Source organism: Rhizobium sp. BK376 (assembly GCF_004341625.1).
In the GTDB taxonomy this organism is placed as follows: Bacteria; Pseudomonadota; Alphaproteobacteria; order Rhizobiales; family Rhizobiaceae; genus Rhizobium.
This window is the reverse complement of sequence record NZ_SLZG01000028.1, coordinates 39,447-57,557: the sequence shown is the minus strand read 5'-3', so window position 1 is coordinate 57,557 and position 18,111 is coordinate 39,447. Positions and strand designations below refer to the sequence as shown.

The following is an 18,111-nucleotide window of genomic DNA, read 5'->3' as shown; positions in this document are numbered from 1 at the left end:
CCGGTCCCGCGAGGAAAAGACCCTGCGGCTTCGCGAAGCACGGCTGGCAAAAGAAGTGCACGACCGTGCGACAGCGACAGCCTCGCTGCTCGCCCAACGAGCGAAAACCCGCTGACCTCTTCGGCAACACAATCCAAGGACAAACGTTTGAAGAACGCTAGAAACAATGAACTCTCCGATCGCCGCACGGCATCAGCGGATGCAAAGACTGCTCTCCTGAATGCCTATCGCACTGCAAAGACCGCGGCGGAGCTAACCAACTTGGCAAGGCAGGCGGAACGTATGGCCATCGCTGGCGCCAGGGAAGAGCGGCGCCTTGAGCGCGAACGGGTGAAGCTCGAGGAGTCGGAGCGCCTGGTGACCGAGGCAGCCGAACAGCAGGCCGCCATGGCGGCTGCAGCCCGAGCCGAGACTGAAGCGCGCGATGCTCGCGAGAAAAACCGCATCGCACGCGTGGTCGAGGACGAGGCGGCGCGAAAGGCTGAACGCGATCGGCGCTACGCCAATCGCAAAGCAAGACAGGCTTAGGTTCCTGGATCGGCGACACACGTGACCGATCAAACACTCCAGGCTGGTTGACGCGGAATTGCCGTATGAGCGACCAGGCCTTTCCGGGATGGCATATGCCATCTCGTCTCACAGGAGTTTCCATGACAGAAAATACGGGTGAGCTACAGGCAATCAATACGGCCTGGCAGATTGCGATGCAGGAAATCCTGAGGATGGTCATTCGGGACATGTATCATGCGGACGGGGAGCAGGCCTTTATGGACCACATCAAGCGCATTGAAGAGGGAGCGGTCGACAGCATTTATACAGACCTGCGGCTGCGCGGAACGGACGAATGGACTGAGGTGCTCGTTAAAGAAAAGGCGAGCAACTTCGTCACGACGCTGCTGACATCCTTCACATTTGACCGGGCCTGACGCGAAGTCATGGGCCATCTCAAGGCCCTGACGTCTCTCGTATTTCTAGCTCAGGATCATCCTAATGTCGGTACCGGCGCGGTCCCGGCCGTGACGCCTTTTCTGAAAGGGCGATCCATCTTCAGGGTAAGGCAAGCCGTCCTCGCTCAGTACCATCGGTTTGTCTGTCCGGTTGGCGTAGACGTTTGCCTCAGACGAATTTCCTAATTGTCGGGCCGGAGGTTCGATATGGTTCAAGCGCGACGAACCTCGATCCTTGCAAGCAGGCTGCTTGGCCCGGCTGAACTACGCTTTTTGCGGCTTGCCGATGAACTCAACAAGGATCTGACGCCAGCCGGACGGCGCCGGCTCTACGGTGCCCTGCGAAAATTGCCGAATGGTGCTCACAAGTTCCAACTCGGAAGGTTGGAACTGGATCTCGCACAAATTGACACCGATCTTAAAGACCGAATGGCGAGACTTGAGGCGGTGAGAGACGGGATTGACAGCAAGGGCGACCGAGGCGAGGCGGTTATCCGCGGTACGACGGTCGCGGCGCATCTGATCGCTGCTTTGGCACGCGACCAGGCTGTTGATGCGATTCTCACGGATTTTCCCTCCCTGACGCGCGACCAGATCGATGCGGCCGTCGAGTATGCCAAGGCTTATCCGAAGCGAGGGCGTCCGTACCCAACGAAGAGCCTGAAAACCACTTTGGCCGCTTTAGCCGACGTTGGTGCGTTCGATGACGACGGTGACTTAGGCGACGTCGAGCCAAGGCCCATTCCGTGACGTTCTATCTATTGGATGAAAATGTCCTCCGTGAATTGAAGCACGGTGGGCACGAAAATGTGCATCGGTGCGACTGAGTGTGGCGCCACGCTGTTCGAAAAACGTCGGGGAGCCGAGGCCCTGATGAAGCGGGAGCCAGAACGCGCGCACAGGATTCTTGATGGCATCGAAGCGCTCGAGAAATCATTCTCTGATCGCATCATTCCGATTGATGGGCCAATCGTGGCGAAATGGACACGCCTGCTCGGCACAAAAACAAAGACCGTTGGGACATTGCTCTGGTGGCGACGGCACGCGTCCACGGTCTCGTGGTTGTGACGCGAAACGTCTCCGATTTCGCGGGACGTGGGGTACGGATCCTCAATCCGTTCAAGTCGCCTCCCGAGATTCTGGATACTTAGGGGATGGCGGCCATACATTGGCAACACCTAGATCAATCGTTGCATAGATGCCAAGCGCTACTACCTCTTATGCGATCAAGCGATGAGAGCAGGAATGGATTCGCAACTCGATATGTTTTCGAAGGCCCCGCTTCCGAGTGAGGAAAAGGCGATCCCACGCGTGGCGCTGCGTCAACGCCCGCAATCCAGCGCGCTCTCCGATGAAGACATGGCGCGGAAGCGGAGCTGTCACGTTGTTCGTGGCTTAACGGTTGACGGATAATCGGACGTGATGAGCACGCCGATCATCAGCTACAAGAACCCCGTTTATTCCGGGCAAGGACTGACCGATAGCTTATGGCCGAGAGTTATTTCAAGTGCGACCCGCTTGACGTCCACAACGCGGGCTAAATCCGGACGGCCTCGTCAGCGTGTCATGTCTTTCCCATCCCGAACCCGTCCCTTGAAGCGGGGCGGGAACACCAATTCGGCCGCTTCCTCGGCATCTCTCAGAAGCGTCTTACGCGGCGCACCTAACTGCGTATGCATCGTCGGCCCACGGGTGGTGACAGAAAAGTTAGACGGGATCTCTCCCGTGCTGATCCCATTGCAGAAACGGCGTTCCACCAGCGCTACGGCCCCGACGGCGGCGTCCGTCGGGAACTGCCTGACCTCAGCGTCATCCACGAGGGGCGCGACGCACACCATCAGACATCCCGGCACGGACCCTTCCACGGCGTCCCTCAGGAAGCCGGCGATCGCGTCACGAAGAGCCGACGGCGAGAAGAGCGCCTTCGCCGCGCCGGCGCCCTTCCGCTCAGCATAGGCACGAAGGACGCGCAGGAAGAGCGTCCGCTTATCCCCGAAGACAGAATACAGGCCTTGCGTCCCACACCCATGCCCGCGATGAGATCGTCGATCGCGACCATCGTAGCTTTTCGACCAGGAGATCTGCGTCGCTTTGCCCAGCGCTTCGCCTTCGTCGAAGTTTCGCGGCCGCCCGCGCGATCTATTCGAATTATATAGCTGTTCGAAAAATATTTCTTTTTTCTTTATAGAAGTATATCCGAATTTGACACACAGCCCAGACGATCCGCTGCGGTAGTTGTCTTGGATGGTGGGACTGACCGTAGCCAATCCAGAGATCTCAACCACCGCAGCGTCAGCTTTTACCGGGTCGGAATCTCGTAGACCTTGCCGCGCCACGGCGCCTGATCAATCTGGTCGAGCGCCATCACGTAGAGGGTCTTTTCATCCGGCCCGAAGGCGAAGTTCGGCATCGACGGGGACGGAACGGAAAGCGTCCGCAGCAGCTTTGCGTTCGCGTCCACGACTATGATTTTGCCGGGTGCGTCGAGCGATCGGGGACTTTGTCCAATGTACATGTCACCCTTACTGTCGATCTTCACGCCATCAGGCCAAATATGCGGTGCGCCCGGAAACAGATCGTCGAGGCGAAGGAAAACTCGTCTGTTTTCCAACGATCCGTCCTCGCGAACATCGAATTCAATCAGACGATTGTCTTCGGTTTCGATGAGATACAGGATCTTGCCGTCGTTCGACAAAACGAGACCATTGGCGTTGTGCAGGTTGTCGGCGACCTTGGTCACCACGCCATCTGGCCCAATGTAATAGGCCGACGCATCGATCAAGGGACCGCCTTTTCCTGAACCGGTGAAATAGACACCGCCCTTTTTGTCCGGCGCGAAATCGTTCGGCCCGATGAAGGGGTGACCATCCCGATCCTGCGTATAGGGTTGTAGTGTTTTCCCGTCTGCCGAAATGTGCCCGATCGAATTGGAATCGTAGCAGGTGACCAGGAATTCGCCTTTGGTATTTGGTAGGACGGCCGAGGGGCCGCAACCATCTTGCTTCCAGAAGATGTCGTTCTTTTTCCCGTCCCAGGTCGTAACGGTTTGGCGGCCATATTCAACGTAGTAAAGTTTGTCATGATACCAGATCGGGCCCTCGGGGAACCAGGCGTCCGAATTGATGACCTTGACATCGTCTGCCGCAGCGCCGGTCGAAATCATCATGATCGCGAGCAGTCCAAAAACTATTGATCTCATTTTACCCTCTGAAGATGCTGCTTGTTTTCGATCCAGGGTTTGCCGGCTCACTATGGGAGACGCGAGGCGCAAAGCTTGTGGTCCGAAAGCTGCTTATGGCGATTATACGGGCAATGTACCCATAACCAGGGTTTCTGGCCAAGCAACGCTATCCCCGTAACACGAGGACGCAACGGCCTGCCTCGACGTACTTCATGCGTCATGCGACATTCTGTGAGATGAAAAAGAGGATGGTGGCAAGGATGCGCAGCTACTGCGTAACACATTGGCGGGTGGCAATTCGAATGGCTGTCATGGGCACGCCACTCTAAGCTGATGCGTCGCTCAGAGCGAACAACCGGTCAGAAATGCTTTTCCCGGCTTCGCCCTTCCGCGGGAGAATTTCATTGCCTCTCCCGTTGGATGAGATCCTCCAGCCGCGTCGCGATCTCAAGCAGGTTGCGGTCGGATCCCGAGATGGCTGACAATAGCATGCCCACCGATTTGTCGCCTCTCGCGGTGACACACGGAAGAGACTGAAGCTCTACAGCGGCGATATCGCCGCTTGCATGTCGCGATAGCGATGGTCTCGCGACGCTCGCGAGCTTCTCGTCTTTAAAAGCGGCGTAGCGCTAAGCGCAGGACGACTGCTTCGCGCCTTCATTTCGGCCATTTAGCTTGGCTGCACGAATTGCCAAGAGCAGAGATTGATGCCGGACAATCTATAAGCACAGCAACAAGCCTCTATCTTTCTCAATGGTCAACTGCTCCCTCTCGAGCATTGACCTCAATCTCCCGGTAGTTTCAGCCTTAATCCCTGCTGCGACCGGGATCGTTGGGGGCATAACGCTCTCCTGCAATGCGATCCGGCGCGAAAATGCGATTTAGATAGGCAATCTCGTCGCGGCTCAAGGCGACGTTTGTCGCAGCAAGGTTCTCGCGCACATATTCGACGCGCTTGGTACCTGGGATTGGCACGATGTCGAAGGGCTGGGCCAGGAGCCAGGCGAGCGCGAGTTGGCCAGGACAGCAGTGCTTGCTCTTGGCCAGCGCCGTGAGCACCTCGACGGGGGCAAGGTTGGCGGCGAGGTTTTCGGCCGAAAAGCGCGGATCGGTGATCCGGAAATCTCCTTTGGCGAAGCGCGTCTTGGCACTGACCGCGCCGGTCAACATGGATCGCCCGAGTGGGCTGAATGGCACGAAGGTGATGCCCAGCTCACGACAGGCGGGCAGGATTTCCGCCTCGACGCCACGCTCCCACAGCGAATATTCGGACTGTAGTGCCGTTATGGGGTGAACCCCATGGGCCTGGCGTAGCTGGGCCACGGTTACTTCGCTGAGGCCGATGGCGCGCACTTTGCCCTGATCGACAAGCCGGGCCATGGCCCCGACCGTATCCTCGACCGGCACGTTCGGATCCAGGCGATGGGCATAATAGAGGTCGATGACCTCGACATCGAGACGGCGCAGGCTCGCCTCGCAGGCGGAGATGACATAATCGGGGTGTCCGTCGATGCGCACGCTCTTGCCGTCATCGGTGAGCCTGACGGCGAATTTGGTGGCCAGCACCACCTGGTCGCGGCGCCCGGCGATGGCTCCGCCAATCAATTGCTCATTGTGTCCGAAGCCGCGGTTTTCGGCGCCCACCAGCATATTGGCGGCGCCATAGATATCCGAGGTGTCGATGAAGTCGACGCCCAAATCCAGGGCCTCGCGGATGGTTACGGCCGACTGCGCGTCATCGGCCTCACCATAAAATTGTGACATGCCCATGCAGCCCAGCCCGACTGGACGGACGACCAGATCGGAATGGCCCAGCAGGACACGGGCCGATCCGGCAATATCATCGGAAGTGAAGGTCATTTCGGTTGCTTCCTCGCAGATGCAGCACACAGCCAGTGCAAACCCGGCCGTTGGCCCTTACCATCTCATCTAGGAGAAATTGATCGTCGCAACAATTGCGATAAAACAGATTTCAGAGTAACGGAAACTGAGATAATGCGACCAGCCAAGCTCCTCGAACTCGAAGCCATACTGGCGATATCCCGCCGAGGCAGTTTTCGCGCCGCGGCTCGGGACCTGGGCATTTCTCCCACCGCCATCGGCAATGCTGTGGCCGGGCTCGAGGATGAACTGGGGGTCAGGCTTTTCGAAAGGACCACCCGGCGGGTAGGCCTGACGGCGGCCGGCCATGACCTCGTGCGCGCCATCGCTCCGGCCCTGTCCGATATCCACGCCGCTACCGAAGCCGCCCGTAGCCACCGCGGCAGTCCGAAAGGCACATTGCGGATCAACTGCTCGATCGCCGGCGGGCATCAGATTCTCGTTCCCTTCATCGTCGAATTCATCCGCCGCTATCCCGACGTGAAGGTCGATATCGTGACCGAGGGGCGCTTGGTGGATATCGTGCAGGCGGGCTTCGATGCCGGGGTGCGCATAGCGAGCGCTGTTCCGCCCAACATGACCATCGTTCCTCTGGGCCAGAGGCTGCGTTACCGGGTGGTTGGATCGCCGAACTATTTCAAAACCCGTCCGCGCCCGGTTCATCCCAATGAGCTAGGTGAGCATGATTGCATCCGCATCCGTTGGCCGAGCGGGGCACCCTATGAATGGGAGTTCGAGAAAGATGGGGAAGCCATGCAGGTCAATGCGCCCTGGTCGCTCAGTCTCGACAATCATGGCTTGATCGCCCGCGCGGCCTTGGCGGGGGTGGGCCTTGCCTATGTCGCCGAAGCCGAAATTGCCGACTATGTCGCCTCCGGGCGGCTTGTTCCGGTTCTGAGCGACTGGATGCCGCCCAGTCCGGGCTTCTGCCTCTACTTTCCCGAGCGCCGCCCGACTGTTGGATTTGCTAGCGTGCTGGCGCAGGTGATAGCGGAACTGGGCGGCTGAGGCGATTGATGCCGGTCAGACCTGGGTCAGCCCGCCATCGACACACAGGTCGATGCCGGTGATGAAGCTGGAATCCTCGGAGGCCAGAAACAACGCGGCCGTGGCGATTTCGCGCGGACGACCGAAGCGCCCGAGCGGTACCATGGCCGTCATCGCATCTTTCCAACCCTGCGGCGCGGGCTGGGTGAACGGGGTATCGATCGGGCCAGGACTGATGACATTGACGCGGATGGCGCGATCCTTAAGCTCCATCGTCCAGCCGCGGGCGAAGGCCCGGACGGCCGCCTTGCTGGCGCTATAGACGCTGGCGCCTGGCATGCCCTTCAAATGCGCGATGGAACTGTTGAGGATGATCGATCCACCGTCGCGAAACAGTGGCAGGGCCTTTTGCACCGTGAACAGCACGGCCTTTACGTTGACGTCGAAGGTGCGATCGACCAGTTCGGGCGATACGCTTGCCACGGGCTCGCCCATATGCCCGGCGCCGGCACTGGCAAACAGCACGTCGATATGGCCCTTCTCGGCCTTGACGGTGGCAAACAGGCGATCGAGATCGGCAGGGTCGGATACATCTGAATGCCGGTGACGTTTTCTCCAATATAGGCGACGGCTGCATCGACCACATCCTGGCGCCGGCCGGTCACGAAGACATAGGCTCCTTCCTCGACGAAGACTTTTGCCGTTTCCAATGCCATGCCGGAGGTTCCCCCGGTAATGACGGCGACTTTTCCACTCAATCTGGACAATTTGGCCTCTTTCGCTGGTTGCATGCCCGGCAATGGCCGGGAATGCCCTTACTTACGGGCTGGGTGGCGATTTCCAATTCAGCTAGAACGAATAGCTTGAATTCCATTCTGGAATATCAGTCTTCTTTTTTATTCCGATTCATGTTCTTTCTGGTTTGATATCGGCGAATGGAGACGGCAAATTGGACCAGCTCAAAAGGATGCGGCTGTTCGTGCGCACCGTGGAAACCGAAAGCTTTTCACGCGCCGGCAAGGCGGAGAGTGTGGCGCAGTCAACCGTCAGCAAAGAAGTCGCGGCATTGGAAGCCCACTTGGGCACATTGCTGATCCGGCGCAGTTCGCGCGGACTGAGCGTGACCGACAAGGGCCGGGAATTCTACGACTTCGCCATCGGTATGCTCAGCGATCTGGAAACGGCGGAGGCGAGCATACGCTCGGGGGAGGTCTCTGCCAGGGGTCGGCTGCGGGTGACGTGCTCGCCGGTGTTTTCCAATCGGCTGATAGCGCCACGCCTGCCGGCTCTGTTTGCCAGTTATCCGGACCTGACGATCGATCTGGAGGTTTCGGAGCGCTATGTTAGCCTGATCGAGGACGGTGTCGACGTTGCTATTCGCATTGGCGAGTTGCCCGATTCCGGCCTGCTCGCGCGTCAGATCGGCTGCGTGGAGGCCGCGGTGGTCGCTTCCCCTGCCTACCTTGCAGAGCATGGCACACCGGCCAACCTCGATGACCTGACAAACCATAGCTGCCTGCCGTTCACCTTCCAGGGCAATTCCAAGACCTGGAAATTCCAAGGTCCCGAAGGTCCGGTGGTCGTGCCACCTTTCGGTCCGCTCCGCACCAACGACCCTGAAAGCGTCCATGCGGCAGTGCTGGCAGGGATGGGCTTGGCCCAGGGGCCGAGTTGGATGTTTGCCGACGACATCGAGGCCGGCAGGCTGGTGTCAGTGTTGGAGGGCTATAGGCCGCGGCTCTATCCAATACAGGCCGTCAGTTCCACGACGCGCCGTATGACGGGGGCGATCAAGGTCTTCGTTGATTTCGTCGCCGGCCTGCTCAAAGACGAGCCGCACCTGCGCTTGCGATAGTCTACGCAAATCGCACATGGACCATTTGAGTTCTCCTTCGGCCACCAAAGTCAAAATCGGACCTTCGTCCGAGATCAAGAAATTCGATCTGCCTGCGATGGTGGTCCAGATGGCTCTGGTTTTGGTTGTTCAATTGAGCGGCTTTACGCCCGCATGCCCGTCATAAACGCCATTGTGGCATGCACCTCGAAACGGACATTGCTGTTGTCACACTGCCTCTGTGCCATAGGGCGGCGGTCGCCATTGCGCACGGCTTGAACATATTCAAGCCGTGTCCAGGCTATGTCAGCCCCATGTGTCGGTCATCGTCTCGACGAGATGATCTATCAAGGCGCGGACCCTTGTCGCCACCTGTTGCTGCGATGGGTAGACGATCTGAACTGGCAGACTTCCCGCGTCGCGCCCATCGAAGATCTGGATCAAGCTCCCGTCAGATAGCGCCCTGCGGGCATAAAGTGCCGGGGTCTGGGCAATGCCGATTCCAGCTATGGCGGCGTCAATCATGGCCTCGCCGTTGGTGAACGTGGCCACAGCGTTGCGGGTGTCCAGTTTGATCTCACGTCGTCCCGAACTATACGCGATAGGGCGCGTGCGACCATTACCGGTCACGAAGGCCAGAAGACGATGATCCTTTAGATCTTCGATCTGAGTAGGCATACCGGCTATCTCGGCATATCGAGGAGAAATGAAAGTGCCGAGACGGATCTGGCCGAGCGGCCTGACGATCATACCGGAATCGCTCAGTTGGCCGACACGGATCGCCATGTCGACGCCTTCGGCGATCAGGTTGATGTAGTTGTCGTGCATACGAAGCTCGACCTTCAGCTTCGGGTGCCTTTGCATGAAGGTCGCAAGATGAGTCATGAAGTGCGCGCGACCAAGTGTAGTCGGCATGTCTATGCGCACTACACCTGTCAGTCCGCCGGGCTCGCTCCGGACAATTGCTTGCATGTCATCCAGTTCGGCGAGCCAGTTTCTGGCCCGTCCATAGAACTCCGTACCTTCGTCCGTCAGAGACACGTTACGGGTGGTGCGATGCAGTAGGCGGCCCCCCAGTCTCTGCTCGAGTTTGCGCACCGATTTCGAAACAGCGGATGGCGCCTGTCCAAGGGTTTCGGCAGCGCGTACGAAGCTCAACGTTTCCGCAACGCGTAAGAATTCTTCAAGGCCAACGACTCTGCTCAGCAAGCGCTCATCATTCTTCATGGAGAAATAGTCTCTTCTTGTTTCTGATGTTTATAGCTGGTTTTGCCTGTAATAAAACAGGGAAATCGAACGTTAAAAACAAAGGATCTCATCATGAAGGCTGTCATCGCAACCGAGCAGGGCGGAACCGACGTCCTGAAGCTTACCGAGGTTCCAACCCCACAGGCCCAAGCTGGACAGGTCAGAGTGCGGATCATGGCCAGTGGCCTCAACCCTATCGACACGAAGGTGCGCAAAGCCCGCCTGCCGATGACGCCCCGCGAGTTCCCGGCCATCCTGCAGACCGACTTCGCCGGAGTTGTCGACCAGGTGGGGGCAGGGGTCAGCAAGTTCAACGTCGGGGATGAGGTCTTCGGCTTTGCTGGTGGCTTCAGCGGCCCGAATGGAGACGTGCCCGGAAGCCTAGCCGAATATGCTGTGTATGATGCGGCCTTCTTAGCCCGAAAGCCCGCCAATCTCGATTTCCGAGCCGCAGCGGCAATTCCGCTCGTGGCGAGTACCGCTTGGAAGGCGTTGTTCGACAAGGCCCGTGTCACCCCGGAAAGCAGGGTCCTGATCACGGGCGGAGCGGGGGGCGTGGGACACATGGCTGTTCAAATGGCTGCGGCCGCAGGTGCCCACGTCGTTGCCGTTACCCGCTCGGCTGAAAGTGCGGAGGTCGCCATGGCGTCGGGCGCGCGGGCATGCGTCGATCTTTCGAGGGCAGCGGCTGCTGACATCGTTTCGACGCACACGCAGGGGCGCGGCTTCGATGTGATCTTCGATACTGTGGGTGGAGCGGCCCTAGATGCGGCATTCCAGATGATCAAGCCTGCCGGAGATATTGTCACCGTCGTCGGAGCCGCATCACACAATCTGGCGCCGCTCTATCTCAAGGGCGCCAATCTGCACATGGTCCTGGTGTTGTTGCCGATTATGTACGGCGTGGGCATAGAGCGGCACGCCGAGATTATGGAGATCATCACCGCCATGGCCGAGCAGGGGAGATTGACGCCGCGCCTGGACAGCGAGCCGTTCGGCCTTGCCGACGTCGCCGCTGCGCACGCGAAGTATGAGGCAGGTCAGGCAAAGGGCAAGATCGTGATTGACATTTCTAGTTGAGATTCGGCGCGGCCATATGGCCGCCAAATGCTCCCGGTCCTCTACGCTAGCATCATTTCGTCGGCACGCACCGAACTGGACTGGCTGAGCGCTTCGAAACTTGCCGCAGCTAGGCCACCGTCGGTGCCTGAAAGGCGCCTGCTGGAAGCGTCCTCATGCCGGACATTCGAGAGCAAGTAGCTGCCCGGGCACGCAGATTCGGCGCGAACATATTGGCCTGACGACGGGGTCGGCGGTTGCGGCTGCCTGAAGCCGCTTGTCTCTTGTCCACAAGGCTGCGCGGTGGTCAAGCAGGACCGATGCCAGCAGATGGACAACCGTATAGCCGATACCCATGCTGAAAATGCTATGGCGGTCGATCACCATCATGACTTCGTCGTGCGTGGCTGCCAAAAAAAGCGATGATCCTGCCGCGATTTCTGAAGCTGCCGAGGGCCAGTTCGCCGATTACGGCTGGGTGGCAAAGCAGACGGTCCTCCTCGATAATCGTGCGCCACTCGGTATCGCCTTGACGAAAATAATCAATCCAGATGGAGGTGTCCGCTAATATCACTTCGCCGCCGCGTTCCGGCGGCGTGGGACTGCCTCGGCATCGGGCATGGTTCCTCCAAGCGCAATGAGACGCCTTCCCGACTCAACGTGAACAAGAGTTTGCAGCGCTTGACGAATCCCGCTGTTGCCTCAACCACCCGTGCTCTCTCGCACCTTCACTTCGAAACCGAGATCGATCCGCTCTCCCCCCGGGCGGCTGCTAGCTTGGATTGCGGAAAGCACCTTTTCGGCGGCGAGCCTGCCTGTCTCGTAGCGTCGGGAGGCGATCGACGACAGCGAAGGAGAGGCACAGGCGGCAAACTCCAGATCGTGAAAGCCGATGACAGATATATCGCTTGGTATGCCGATGCCGCGTTTGCGGCATTCCTGCATGGCGCCGAGCGCGAGATTGTCATCGGTGCAAAAGATCGCTTCCGGGATGTTGCCGCGTTTCAGCATTTCAGCGCAAAGCGTCGAGCCGAGCGCTATGGCGCTGTGGCGTGGCTTCTGCTTTACCAGTTCGAAACCCTCGAAGCCGGCCTCGCGCATCGCCCGGTGATAACCTTCGAGGCGTGATTGGGATCGATGATCGAGATTGCCGGTCAGAAAGGCAATCCGTTTGAAACCGCGCTTGATCAGATGCTGCGTCGCTGCCTGTCCGGCGCTCTCCTGCGACATGCCGATATTGATATCGATCGGATCCTGCGAAAGTTCGAAAGTTTCGACGACAGGGAGGTTCGCATGCTCAAGCAATTGGCGGGCATGGGCGGTGTGGTGAATGCCGGCGATGATGATTGCTTCGACCCGCTGGCCGAGCAGAGCCTTGATGGCGTTTTCCTCCTCGATCTCGGAATAGCGGCTGTTGACGACGACGACCTGAAAGCCGGCATCGACCAGCACCTCATGCAGCGCCAGCAGATATTCGGCAAAGATGACATTGTAGAGTGTCGGAACGATCACGCCGATTGTATGTGTGCGAGCCGAAGCCAGCCTGCTTGCGGCGACATTCGGAACATAGCCGAGCTCCTTGACAGCGGCGTTGACGCGCTGCCGAAGCGGCTCGGAGACAGCATCGGGTTTACGCAACACCCGGGACACCGTGATCGGGCTGACACCGGCGAAACTTGCAACATCGTCCAATGTTACACGGCGCATGGAATAATTTTCCCCAAAATTCTATATTGCTGCAGTAGCGAATAGAATAAATATAGTTATGCCATAGTTGACAGCGCTAGCAAATAGAAATTGACAGCGCTGTCTACTATGATACATTTTTATTGTTCCGGATGTGGATGGGAATGGAGCCGTCCGGACCAAGCAAGCATGCCAATCAATTCATATTGGAGGGGCGGACTTGGTCCGCTCGAGGAGGAGGACATCCATGCTTAAGAGATTGAAGGCAAAGCCCATCGGGCGCGCGTGCCTTTCCGTGACCATGCTCGCTCTGCTCTGCACCGCAGCCAATGCCGCGCCGAAGGTCGTTTCCGGTCCGGCGGCCGACCCGAAATGCATGACGCCCTGGGCATCCGACACGCAGTTCCTGCAGTTTCCGAAGAAGGAAGGACCCTACCGGATCGCGCTTGCCAACGGCTACATCGCCAATACCTGGCGCATCCAGATGGTGCAGACGGCCAAGGCCTATGCTGCACAGCCTGATGTCAAAGCGAAGTTGAAGGAATTCAAGGTCGTCTCGACGGGTGAGGACGTTCCGGCCCAGATCTCCGCTATCAACAACTTCATCGACGCTGGCTACGACGCCGTCGTCGTCGATGCGCAGAATCCGACAGCCTTCGGCCCGGTCATCAAGCGCGCCAAGGAAGCCGGCGTCGTGCTCGTCGCCTTCGACAACACGCTCGACACCAAGGAGGCGATCAATGTCAACGTCGATCAGAAGGGCCTCGGCGTGATCTGGGGCGACTGGCTGGTCAAGCATATGCCGAATGGCGGCAAGGTACTGGAAGTGCGGGGCGTTGCCGGCACCTCGGTCGATACCGACCGCCACGACGGCATCAAGGAGACACTGGCTGCATCCGGCAAGAAGTTCAGCGTGACCGAAGTTGTCGGCAAATGGGATGACGGCGTTGCCCAGAAGGCAACGGCTGATGCGATCGCGACGAACCGTCCGTTCGACGGCGTCACTGCACAGGGTGGCGACACAGGCGTCGTCCAGGCCATGATCGATGCCAAGCATCCCTTCGTTCCCTTTGGCGGCGAGACGGAGAACGGCTTCCGCAAGTTCTGCGCCGCACATGCCGGTGACGGCTTGAAGTGCACCTCGGCCGGCACCGGCCCGGCTCAGGTCGCCGTTGCGATCAAGACCGCGATTGCAGCACTTGAAGGCCAGGTGATCCCACAGGCGATCAAGCTTCCGACGGCGCTGGTTTCCGATCCGGACTTCAAGGAAGGTCAGGATTATTATCCGAAGCAATCCGACAACTTCTTCGTCGGCAACTCCTTCCCGACCTGCGGCATCAACTTCACCGCCCAAGAGATCATGGGGCAGAGCAAGGAAAATCAGTAGTCCATTTCATCTGCCATGGTGGCTGCGGGCGTTTTCGCCCGCCGCACTGTCTTCATATGACTGCGGGAGATGGACGCTTGAACCTATCTGAACCCCTTTTCCGGATGGACGGCATATCCAAGCGATATGGCGGTGTTGTCGCCTTGAAGGACGCCAGCATCTCGATCCGGTCAGGTGCCATTCATGCCGTTCTGGGAGAAAACGGCGCCGGCAAGTCGACACTGATCAAGATCATGGCTGGCGTGGTTGCGCCCGACGAGGGGCGAATGCTGCTCGATGGCCGGGAGGTCTCTTTCCCAACGCCTGCTGCAGCGATGGCATCAGGCATCGTCTGCGTTTTCCAGGAACTATCGCTGATCCCGGATCTTTCGGTCGCCGACAATATCGTCATCAGCAATCCGCCGCTGCGTTTCGGCATGATCAACAGGCGCAGGCAGCGTGCCATCGCGCAGGAAGCGCTAGCGCGCGCTGGAGCGTCGGACATCCACCCGTCGTCGCTCGTGAAGGACCTACCGCTATCGCGCCGCCAGATGGTCGAGATCGCCAAGGCGCTTGCTCGCAGGCCACGTCTCTTGATCCTCGACGAGGCAACCTCCGCGTTGACTCAGTCCGATGTCGAGAAGGTGTTTGGCGTGCTGAAGCGGCTGCGTGCCGAAGGCATGGCGCTCATCTATATCTCGCATCGGATGCATGAGATCGCCGCGCTGGCGGATGATTGTACGGTGTTCCGCAATGGCCGCAGCATTGAATCCTATCCGGCCGCAACCAAGACCGATCAGCAGGTGGTCGAGCTGATGATTGGCCGCGAATATACCAACGTGTTCCCGCCTAAACCCTCTGACATGGCCAACCGCGCGCCCGTGCTGTCCTGCAAGAATCTGTCTTGGGCCGATCGCCTTTCCAATATCAGCTTCGATATCCGCCCGGGCGAGATTATCGGCATCGGCGGGCTGGACGGGCAAGGTCAGCGCGAATTGCTGCTGGCACTCTTCGGCGTGCTTCGAGATCTCAACGGGACGATCAATGTCGCCGGCCAACCGGCCATGTTCAAGAGCCCCAAGGAAGCGAAATCGGGAGAAACCTCGGTCGCGCTGATCCCGGAGGATCGCAAGACAGAGGGGCTGATGCTGCCGATGACGGTGCGCGAAAATCTTTCCATTGCAGCACTTGGCAGCGTCTCGAAGAGCGGGATCATCGACCGCGCGGCCGAAGAGGAGCGGATCGACGAACTCGTGAAACTGCTAGCGATCAAGGCGACAACAATTGACATGCCCGTCGGCGCGCTCTCGGGCGGCAACCAGCAGAAGGTCGTTATCGCAAAATGGCTGATGAACCGGCCGAAGATCATTCTCCTCAACGATCCGACCCGTGGCATCGACGTCGGCACCAAGCAGGAGATCTACGCCTTGTTGCGCAGGCTCGCGGATGCCGGCGCAGCGATCCTCTTCTATTCCACGGATTACGACGAGCTGATCGGCTGCTGCGACCGGGTGCTGGTTATGTATGACGGCAGCATCGTGCGCACACTCCAGGGCAGCGAGATCAACGAACGCGAACTGATCGGCAGTGCGCTCAACGTCAATGCGCATGCAGAGGAACAAAGGATCGGACAATGAACAAGACGTCTCCCGGCGACTGGCGGTTCTGGTATGCGCAGCACAAGGGCACGCTTCTGGCCGCTGTGCTCTTCGTGGTGATGTTCATCGTCTATGTCAGCAACCATCCGGCAGGCTTTACACCGAACGTCGTGCAGACCGCTGCCAACAAGGCGACGCTTCTCGCCTTCGTCGCCATGGCGCAATGTTTCGTCGTCATCACCGCGGGCATCGATCTTTCGGCAGGCATGATCCTGGTCCTGTGCAATTGCCTTGCGTCCTGGCTTGTCGTCGGCTCGCCGCTGCAGACGGGAATCGGCGTCATCGCAGTTCTTCTGGCTGGCCTTGCCTGCGGCTTGCTGAACGGTCTGATCATCATCTTCGGCCGGCTTCAGCCGATCGTGACGACGATCGCGACCAGCGCCATCTTCTTCGGCCTGGCGCTTCTGCTACGGCCGTCACCCGGTGGGTCGGTCAACGAGGATCTGGCGGACGCCTTTACCTCGAAGCTTTTTGGTGTGATCCCGGCGAGCCTCGTCGTCCTGGCACTGACGATCCTGATTATCTGGGTGCCGTTCAGCCGGTCGGTCCTGGGTCGCGCGGCATATGCGGCGGGGTCGTCCGAAACGGCCGCGTTCATGTCCGGCGTGCCGATCAAACGGGCAAAACTTGCCGCCTATGCGCTGGGCGGCCTGCTATCGGCGATTGGCGGGCTCTATCTCACCTTCTTTTCGTATACGGGGGAGGCTGCCTTCGCGAGCGGCAATGCCTATACGCTTTATTCGATCGCGGCTGTCGTGCTCGGCGGCGTGTCGTTGGCCGGCGGTAGGGGGAACGCGATCGGCGCCGTCTTCGGGGCGCTCGCCTTCCGCACGATCGGCGATCTGCTTTTCGTCTTCGATCTCGATCCGCTCTGGCAGCCGCTCTTCCAGGGCATCGTGCTGTTGGTGGCAATCAGCATCGGCTCCATCGGATTGGCGCGCGTGCGCAACAGGCTGGAATGGTTTCAATGAGTGAGGATGCATCCGCCATGCGGCAATCCCTGATCCCCGCCCGCCTGCGCGGTATCGATCCGGCCGTCGCGATCGCCTTCGGCTGCATCATCCTGCTGCTGCTCGGCGGTTCGCTTTATTCGCGCAATTTCCTATCTCCAGACTATCTGCTGCAGCAGCTGAAGGTCGCCTCCTTCCTCGGCGTCATCGCGACGGGCATGATGATGGTGATCTTGCTCGGGCAGATCGATCTTTCCGTGCCGTGGGTCGTGACGGCAGGCGCGATGATGGCCTGTGCGGCGACGGCCTACGGGACAGCGGGGTCGGCTTTCGCCATTCCCTTCGGTATTCTCTGCGGTGCCGTGATCGGCGCCTTCAACGGCGCAGCCGTCGCCTATCTGCGCATTCCATCGATGATTATCACGCTCGCAACAAATGCCGTCGTTCAGGGCCTAATGGTCGTCTATACTGGCGGTTTCTCGCCACAGGATTCCGCTTCTCCGGCCATGCGCTTCATCTCGACGGGCTATGTCATCCCCTCGGTGCCGAACGGCGTGATCGTCTGGCTCATCATCGGCATTTCGGCAATCTTTCTCTTAACGCGGACGACCTTCGGTCGCTCCCTCTATGCGATCGGCAATCGCGAGCGCGCCGCCTATATGTCTGGAATCGATACCCGCCGCGTCACCATGCTCGCCTTTGTGATATCGGGCGCACTCAGCGCGCTTGGCGGCGTCCTACTTGCCGGCTATGCGTCCAAAGCCTCACAGTCGATGGGAGACGCCTATCTGTTGCCGTCGATCGCGGCGGTCGTTCTCGGGGGCACCCATGTGCTGGGCGGCAAGGGCTCCTACCTCGGAACAATCGCCGGCGTCGTCCTGATCACACTGCTGCAATCGATCCTGTCGGTCATGCAGATCGAGGAGGCTGGGCGACAGCTGATCTACGGCGTAGTGATCATCTGCATGCTGCTGCTCTACGGCCGGCAGAAGCTGGCATGATCCCCCCGATCGGGGTCTCGATTGGGCCGGGAGAAATGCGTCCACTCGTATTGAAGACAGCTCGAGTGCAAGACCGCGGGCCAGCGCCTCAAAGGCTGGATCGATGGGGATCCGCAGCACTGAGGACGTCGACGGTCGCTCGCTGAGGAAGCCAGAGGTCAAGGTCCTGCGTTCGCAGATCCGGGCCGCATTGGCGATACACACTCGGGTTTCGGATCGCATACCACACTTAAGTGATTGCAAACTCTTAGTGATCTCATAATAGTTCCTACGATTGAATCAAATAATAGCTATGTGTTAGTCATGGGGAATG

At 59.1% G+C, this 18,111-nt stretch carries 16 protein-coding genes and 3 pseudogenes; 11 read left to right on the top strand and 8 right to left on the bottom strand.

What is annotated here, in order from left to right:
- The first annotated feature begins 147 nt into the window (after positions 1-147).
- The 4 genes from EV561_RS32010 to EV561_RS38130 all read left to right on the top strand — a co-directional run bounded on the left by EV561_RS32010 (position 148) and on the right by EV561_RS38130 (position 2,015).
- Complete coding sequence (locus tag EV561_RS32010; protein ID WP_132527941.1) at positions 148-528, top strand: DUF6481 family protein; 381 nt, start codon at positions 148-150, stop codon at positions 526-528.
- Between the two features lie 122 nt (positions 529-650).
- The gene (locus EV561_RS32005) at positions 651-926 is read left to right on the top strand and encodes a hypothetical protein (RefSeq protein WP_132527940.1); all 276 of its coding nucleotides are present in this window, start codon (positions 651-653) and stop codon (positions 924-926) included.
- Between the two features lie 228 nt (positions 927-1,154).
- Positions 1,155-1,697, top strand: coding sequence for a DUF433 domain-containing protein (locus tag EV561_RS32000; protein WP_132527939.1), 543 nt, complete (start codon positions 1,155-1,157; stop codon positions 1,695-1,697).
- Between the two features lie 57 nt (positions 1,698-1,754).
- Positions 1,755-2,015, top strand: a complete 261-nt coding sequence (locus EV561_RS38130; protein ID WP_245513126.1) for a hypothetical protein — start codon at positions 1,755-1,757, stop codon at positions 2,013-2,015.
- Positions 2,016-2,503: 488 nt separating this feature from the next.
- On the opposite strand, the gene EV561_RS31990 is transcribed toward EV561_RS38130, so the two are convergent.
- The 3 genes from EV561_RS31990 to EV561_RS31980 form a co-directional block, all read right to left on the bottom strand.
- On the bottom strand, positions 2,504-3,214 hold the full coding sequence (locus tag EV561_RS31990) for a TetR/AcrR family transcriptional regulator (RefSeq protein ID WP_207910629.1): 711 nt from the start codon (positions 3,212-3,214) through the stop codon (positions 2,504-2,506).
- Between the two features lie 32 nt (positions 3,215-3,246).
- Complete coding sequence (locus tag EV561_RS31985; RefSeq protein ID WP_132527938.1) at positions 3,247-4,146, bottom strand: SMP-30/gluconolactonase/LRE family protein; 900 nt, start codon at positions 4,144-4,146, stop codon at positions 3,247-3,249.
- 789 nt (positions 4,147-4,935) lie between these two features.
- Complete coding sequence (locus EV561_RS31980) at positions 4,936-5,988, bottom strand: aldo/keto reductase (protein ID WP_132527937.1); 1,053 nt, start codon at positions 5,986-5,988, stop codon at positions 4,936-4,938.
- A 135-nt stretch (positions 5,989-6,123) separates the two neighbouring features.
- On the opposite strand from EV561_RS31980, the gene EV561_RS31975 reads away from it, so the two are divergent.
- Positions 6,124-7,017, top strand: coding sequence for a LysR family transcriptional regulator (locus EV561_RS31975; protein WP_165927993.1), 894 nt, complete (start codon positions 6,124-6,126; stop codon positions 7,015-7,017).
- 15 nt (positions 7,018-7,032) lie between these two features.
- Here EV561_RS31975 and EV561_RS31970 read toward each other — a convergent pair.
- Positions 7,033-7,763: pseudogene (locus tag EV561_RS31970) on the bottom strand (SDR family oxidoreductase).
- Positions 7,764-7,945: 182 nt separating this feature from the next.
- Here EV561_RS31970 and EV561_RS31965 point away from each other — a divergent pair.
- Complete coding sequence (locus tag EV561_RS31965; RefSeq protein WP_132527935.1) at positions 7,946-8,851, top strand: LysR family transcriptional regulator; 906 nt, start codon at positions 7,946-7,948, stop codon at positions 8,849-8,851.
- Positions 8,852-9,136: 285 nt separating this feature from the next.
- Here the strand turns inward: EV561_RS31965 and EV561_RS31960 are convergent, their stop codons facing one another.
- Positions 9,137-10,057, bottom strand: coding sequence for a LysR family transcriptional regulator (locus EV561_RS31960; protein ID WP_132527934.1), 921 nt, complete (start codon positions 10,055-10,057; stop codon positions 9,137-9,139).
- A 93-nt stretch (positions 10,058-10,150) separates the two neighbouring features.
- On the opposite strand from EV561_RS31960, the gene EV561_RS31955 reads away from it, so the two are divergent.
- Positions 10,151-11,158 carry a zinc-binding dehydrogenase gene (locus tag EV561_RS31955; RefSeq protein ID WP_132527933.1) on the top strand — a complete coding sequence of 336 codons (1,008 nt, stop codon included), beginning with the start codon at positions 10,151-10,153 and terminating at the stop codon, positions 11,156-11,158.
- A 153-nt stretch (positions 11,159-11,311) separates the two neighbouring features.
- On the opposite strand, the pseudogene EV561_RS37670 reads toward EV561_RS31955, so the two are convergent.
- The 3 genes and pseudogenes from EV561_RS37670 to EV561_RS31940 all read right to left on the bottom strand — a co-directional run bounded on the left by EV561_RS37670 (position 11,312) and on the right by EV561_RS31940 (position 12,844).
- A pseudogene (locus EV561_RS37670) lies at positions 11,312-11,711 on the bottom strand (type II toxin-antitoxin system VapC family toxin).
- Positions 11,708-11,827 (bottom strand): annotated as a pseudogene (locus EV561_RS31945) (type II toxin-antitoxin system VapB family antitoxin); the annotation flags it as partial. The pseudogenes EV561_RS31945 and EV561_RS37670, both read right to left, overlap by 4 nt.
- A gap of 12 nt (positions 11,828-11,839) precedes the next feature.
- The gene (locus EV561_RS31940; RefSeq protein ID WP_132527932.1) at positions 11,840-12,844 is read right to left on the bottom strand and encodes a LacI family DNA-binding transcriptional regulator; all 1,005 of its coding nucleotides are present in this window, start codon (positions 12,842-12,844) and stop codon (positions 11,840-11,842) included.
- A gap of 226 nt (positions 12,845-13,070) precedes the next feature.
- Here EV561_RS31940 and EV561_RS31935 point away from each other — a divergent pair, with 226 nt between their 5' ends.
- The 4 genes from EV561_RS31935 (at position 13,071) to EV561_RS31920 (ending at position 17,798) form a co-directional block, all read left to right on the top strand.
- Positions 13,071-14,210 carry a sugar ABC transporter substrate-binding protein gene (locus tag EV561_RS31935; RefSeq protein WP_132527931.1) on the top strand — a complete coding sequence of 380 codons (1,140 nt, stop codon included), beginning with the start codon at positions 13,071-13,073 and terminating at the stop codon, positions 14,208-14,210.
- 77 nt (positions 14,211-14,287) lie between these two features.
- A complete protein-coding gene (locus EV561_RS31930; protein WP_132527930.1) occupies positions 14,288-15,826 on the top strand; it encodes a sugar ABC transporter ATP-binding protein in 1,539 nt (512 codons plus the stop codon).
- Entirely contained in the window at positions 15,823-16,818 is a 996-nt protein-coding gene (locus tag EV561_RS31925; RefSeq protein ID WP_132527929.1) for an ABC transporter permease, read from the top strand. Before EV561_RS31930 ends, EV561_RS31925 begins: the two co-directional genes overlap by 4 nt.
- Positions 16,815-17,798: an ABC transporter permease gene (locus tag EV561_RS31920; RefSeq protein ID WP_132527928.1), complete on the top strand. Its 984-nt coding sequence runs from the start codon at positions 16,815-16,817 to the stop codon at positions 17,796-17,798. Before EV561_RS31925 ends, EV561_RS31920 begins: the two co-directional genes overlap by 4 nt.
- Positions 17,799-18,111: the final 313 nt, after the last annotated feature.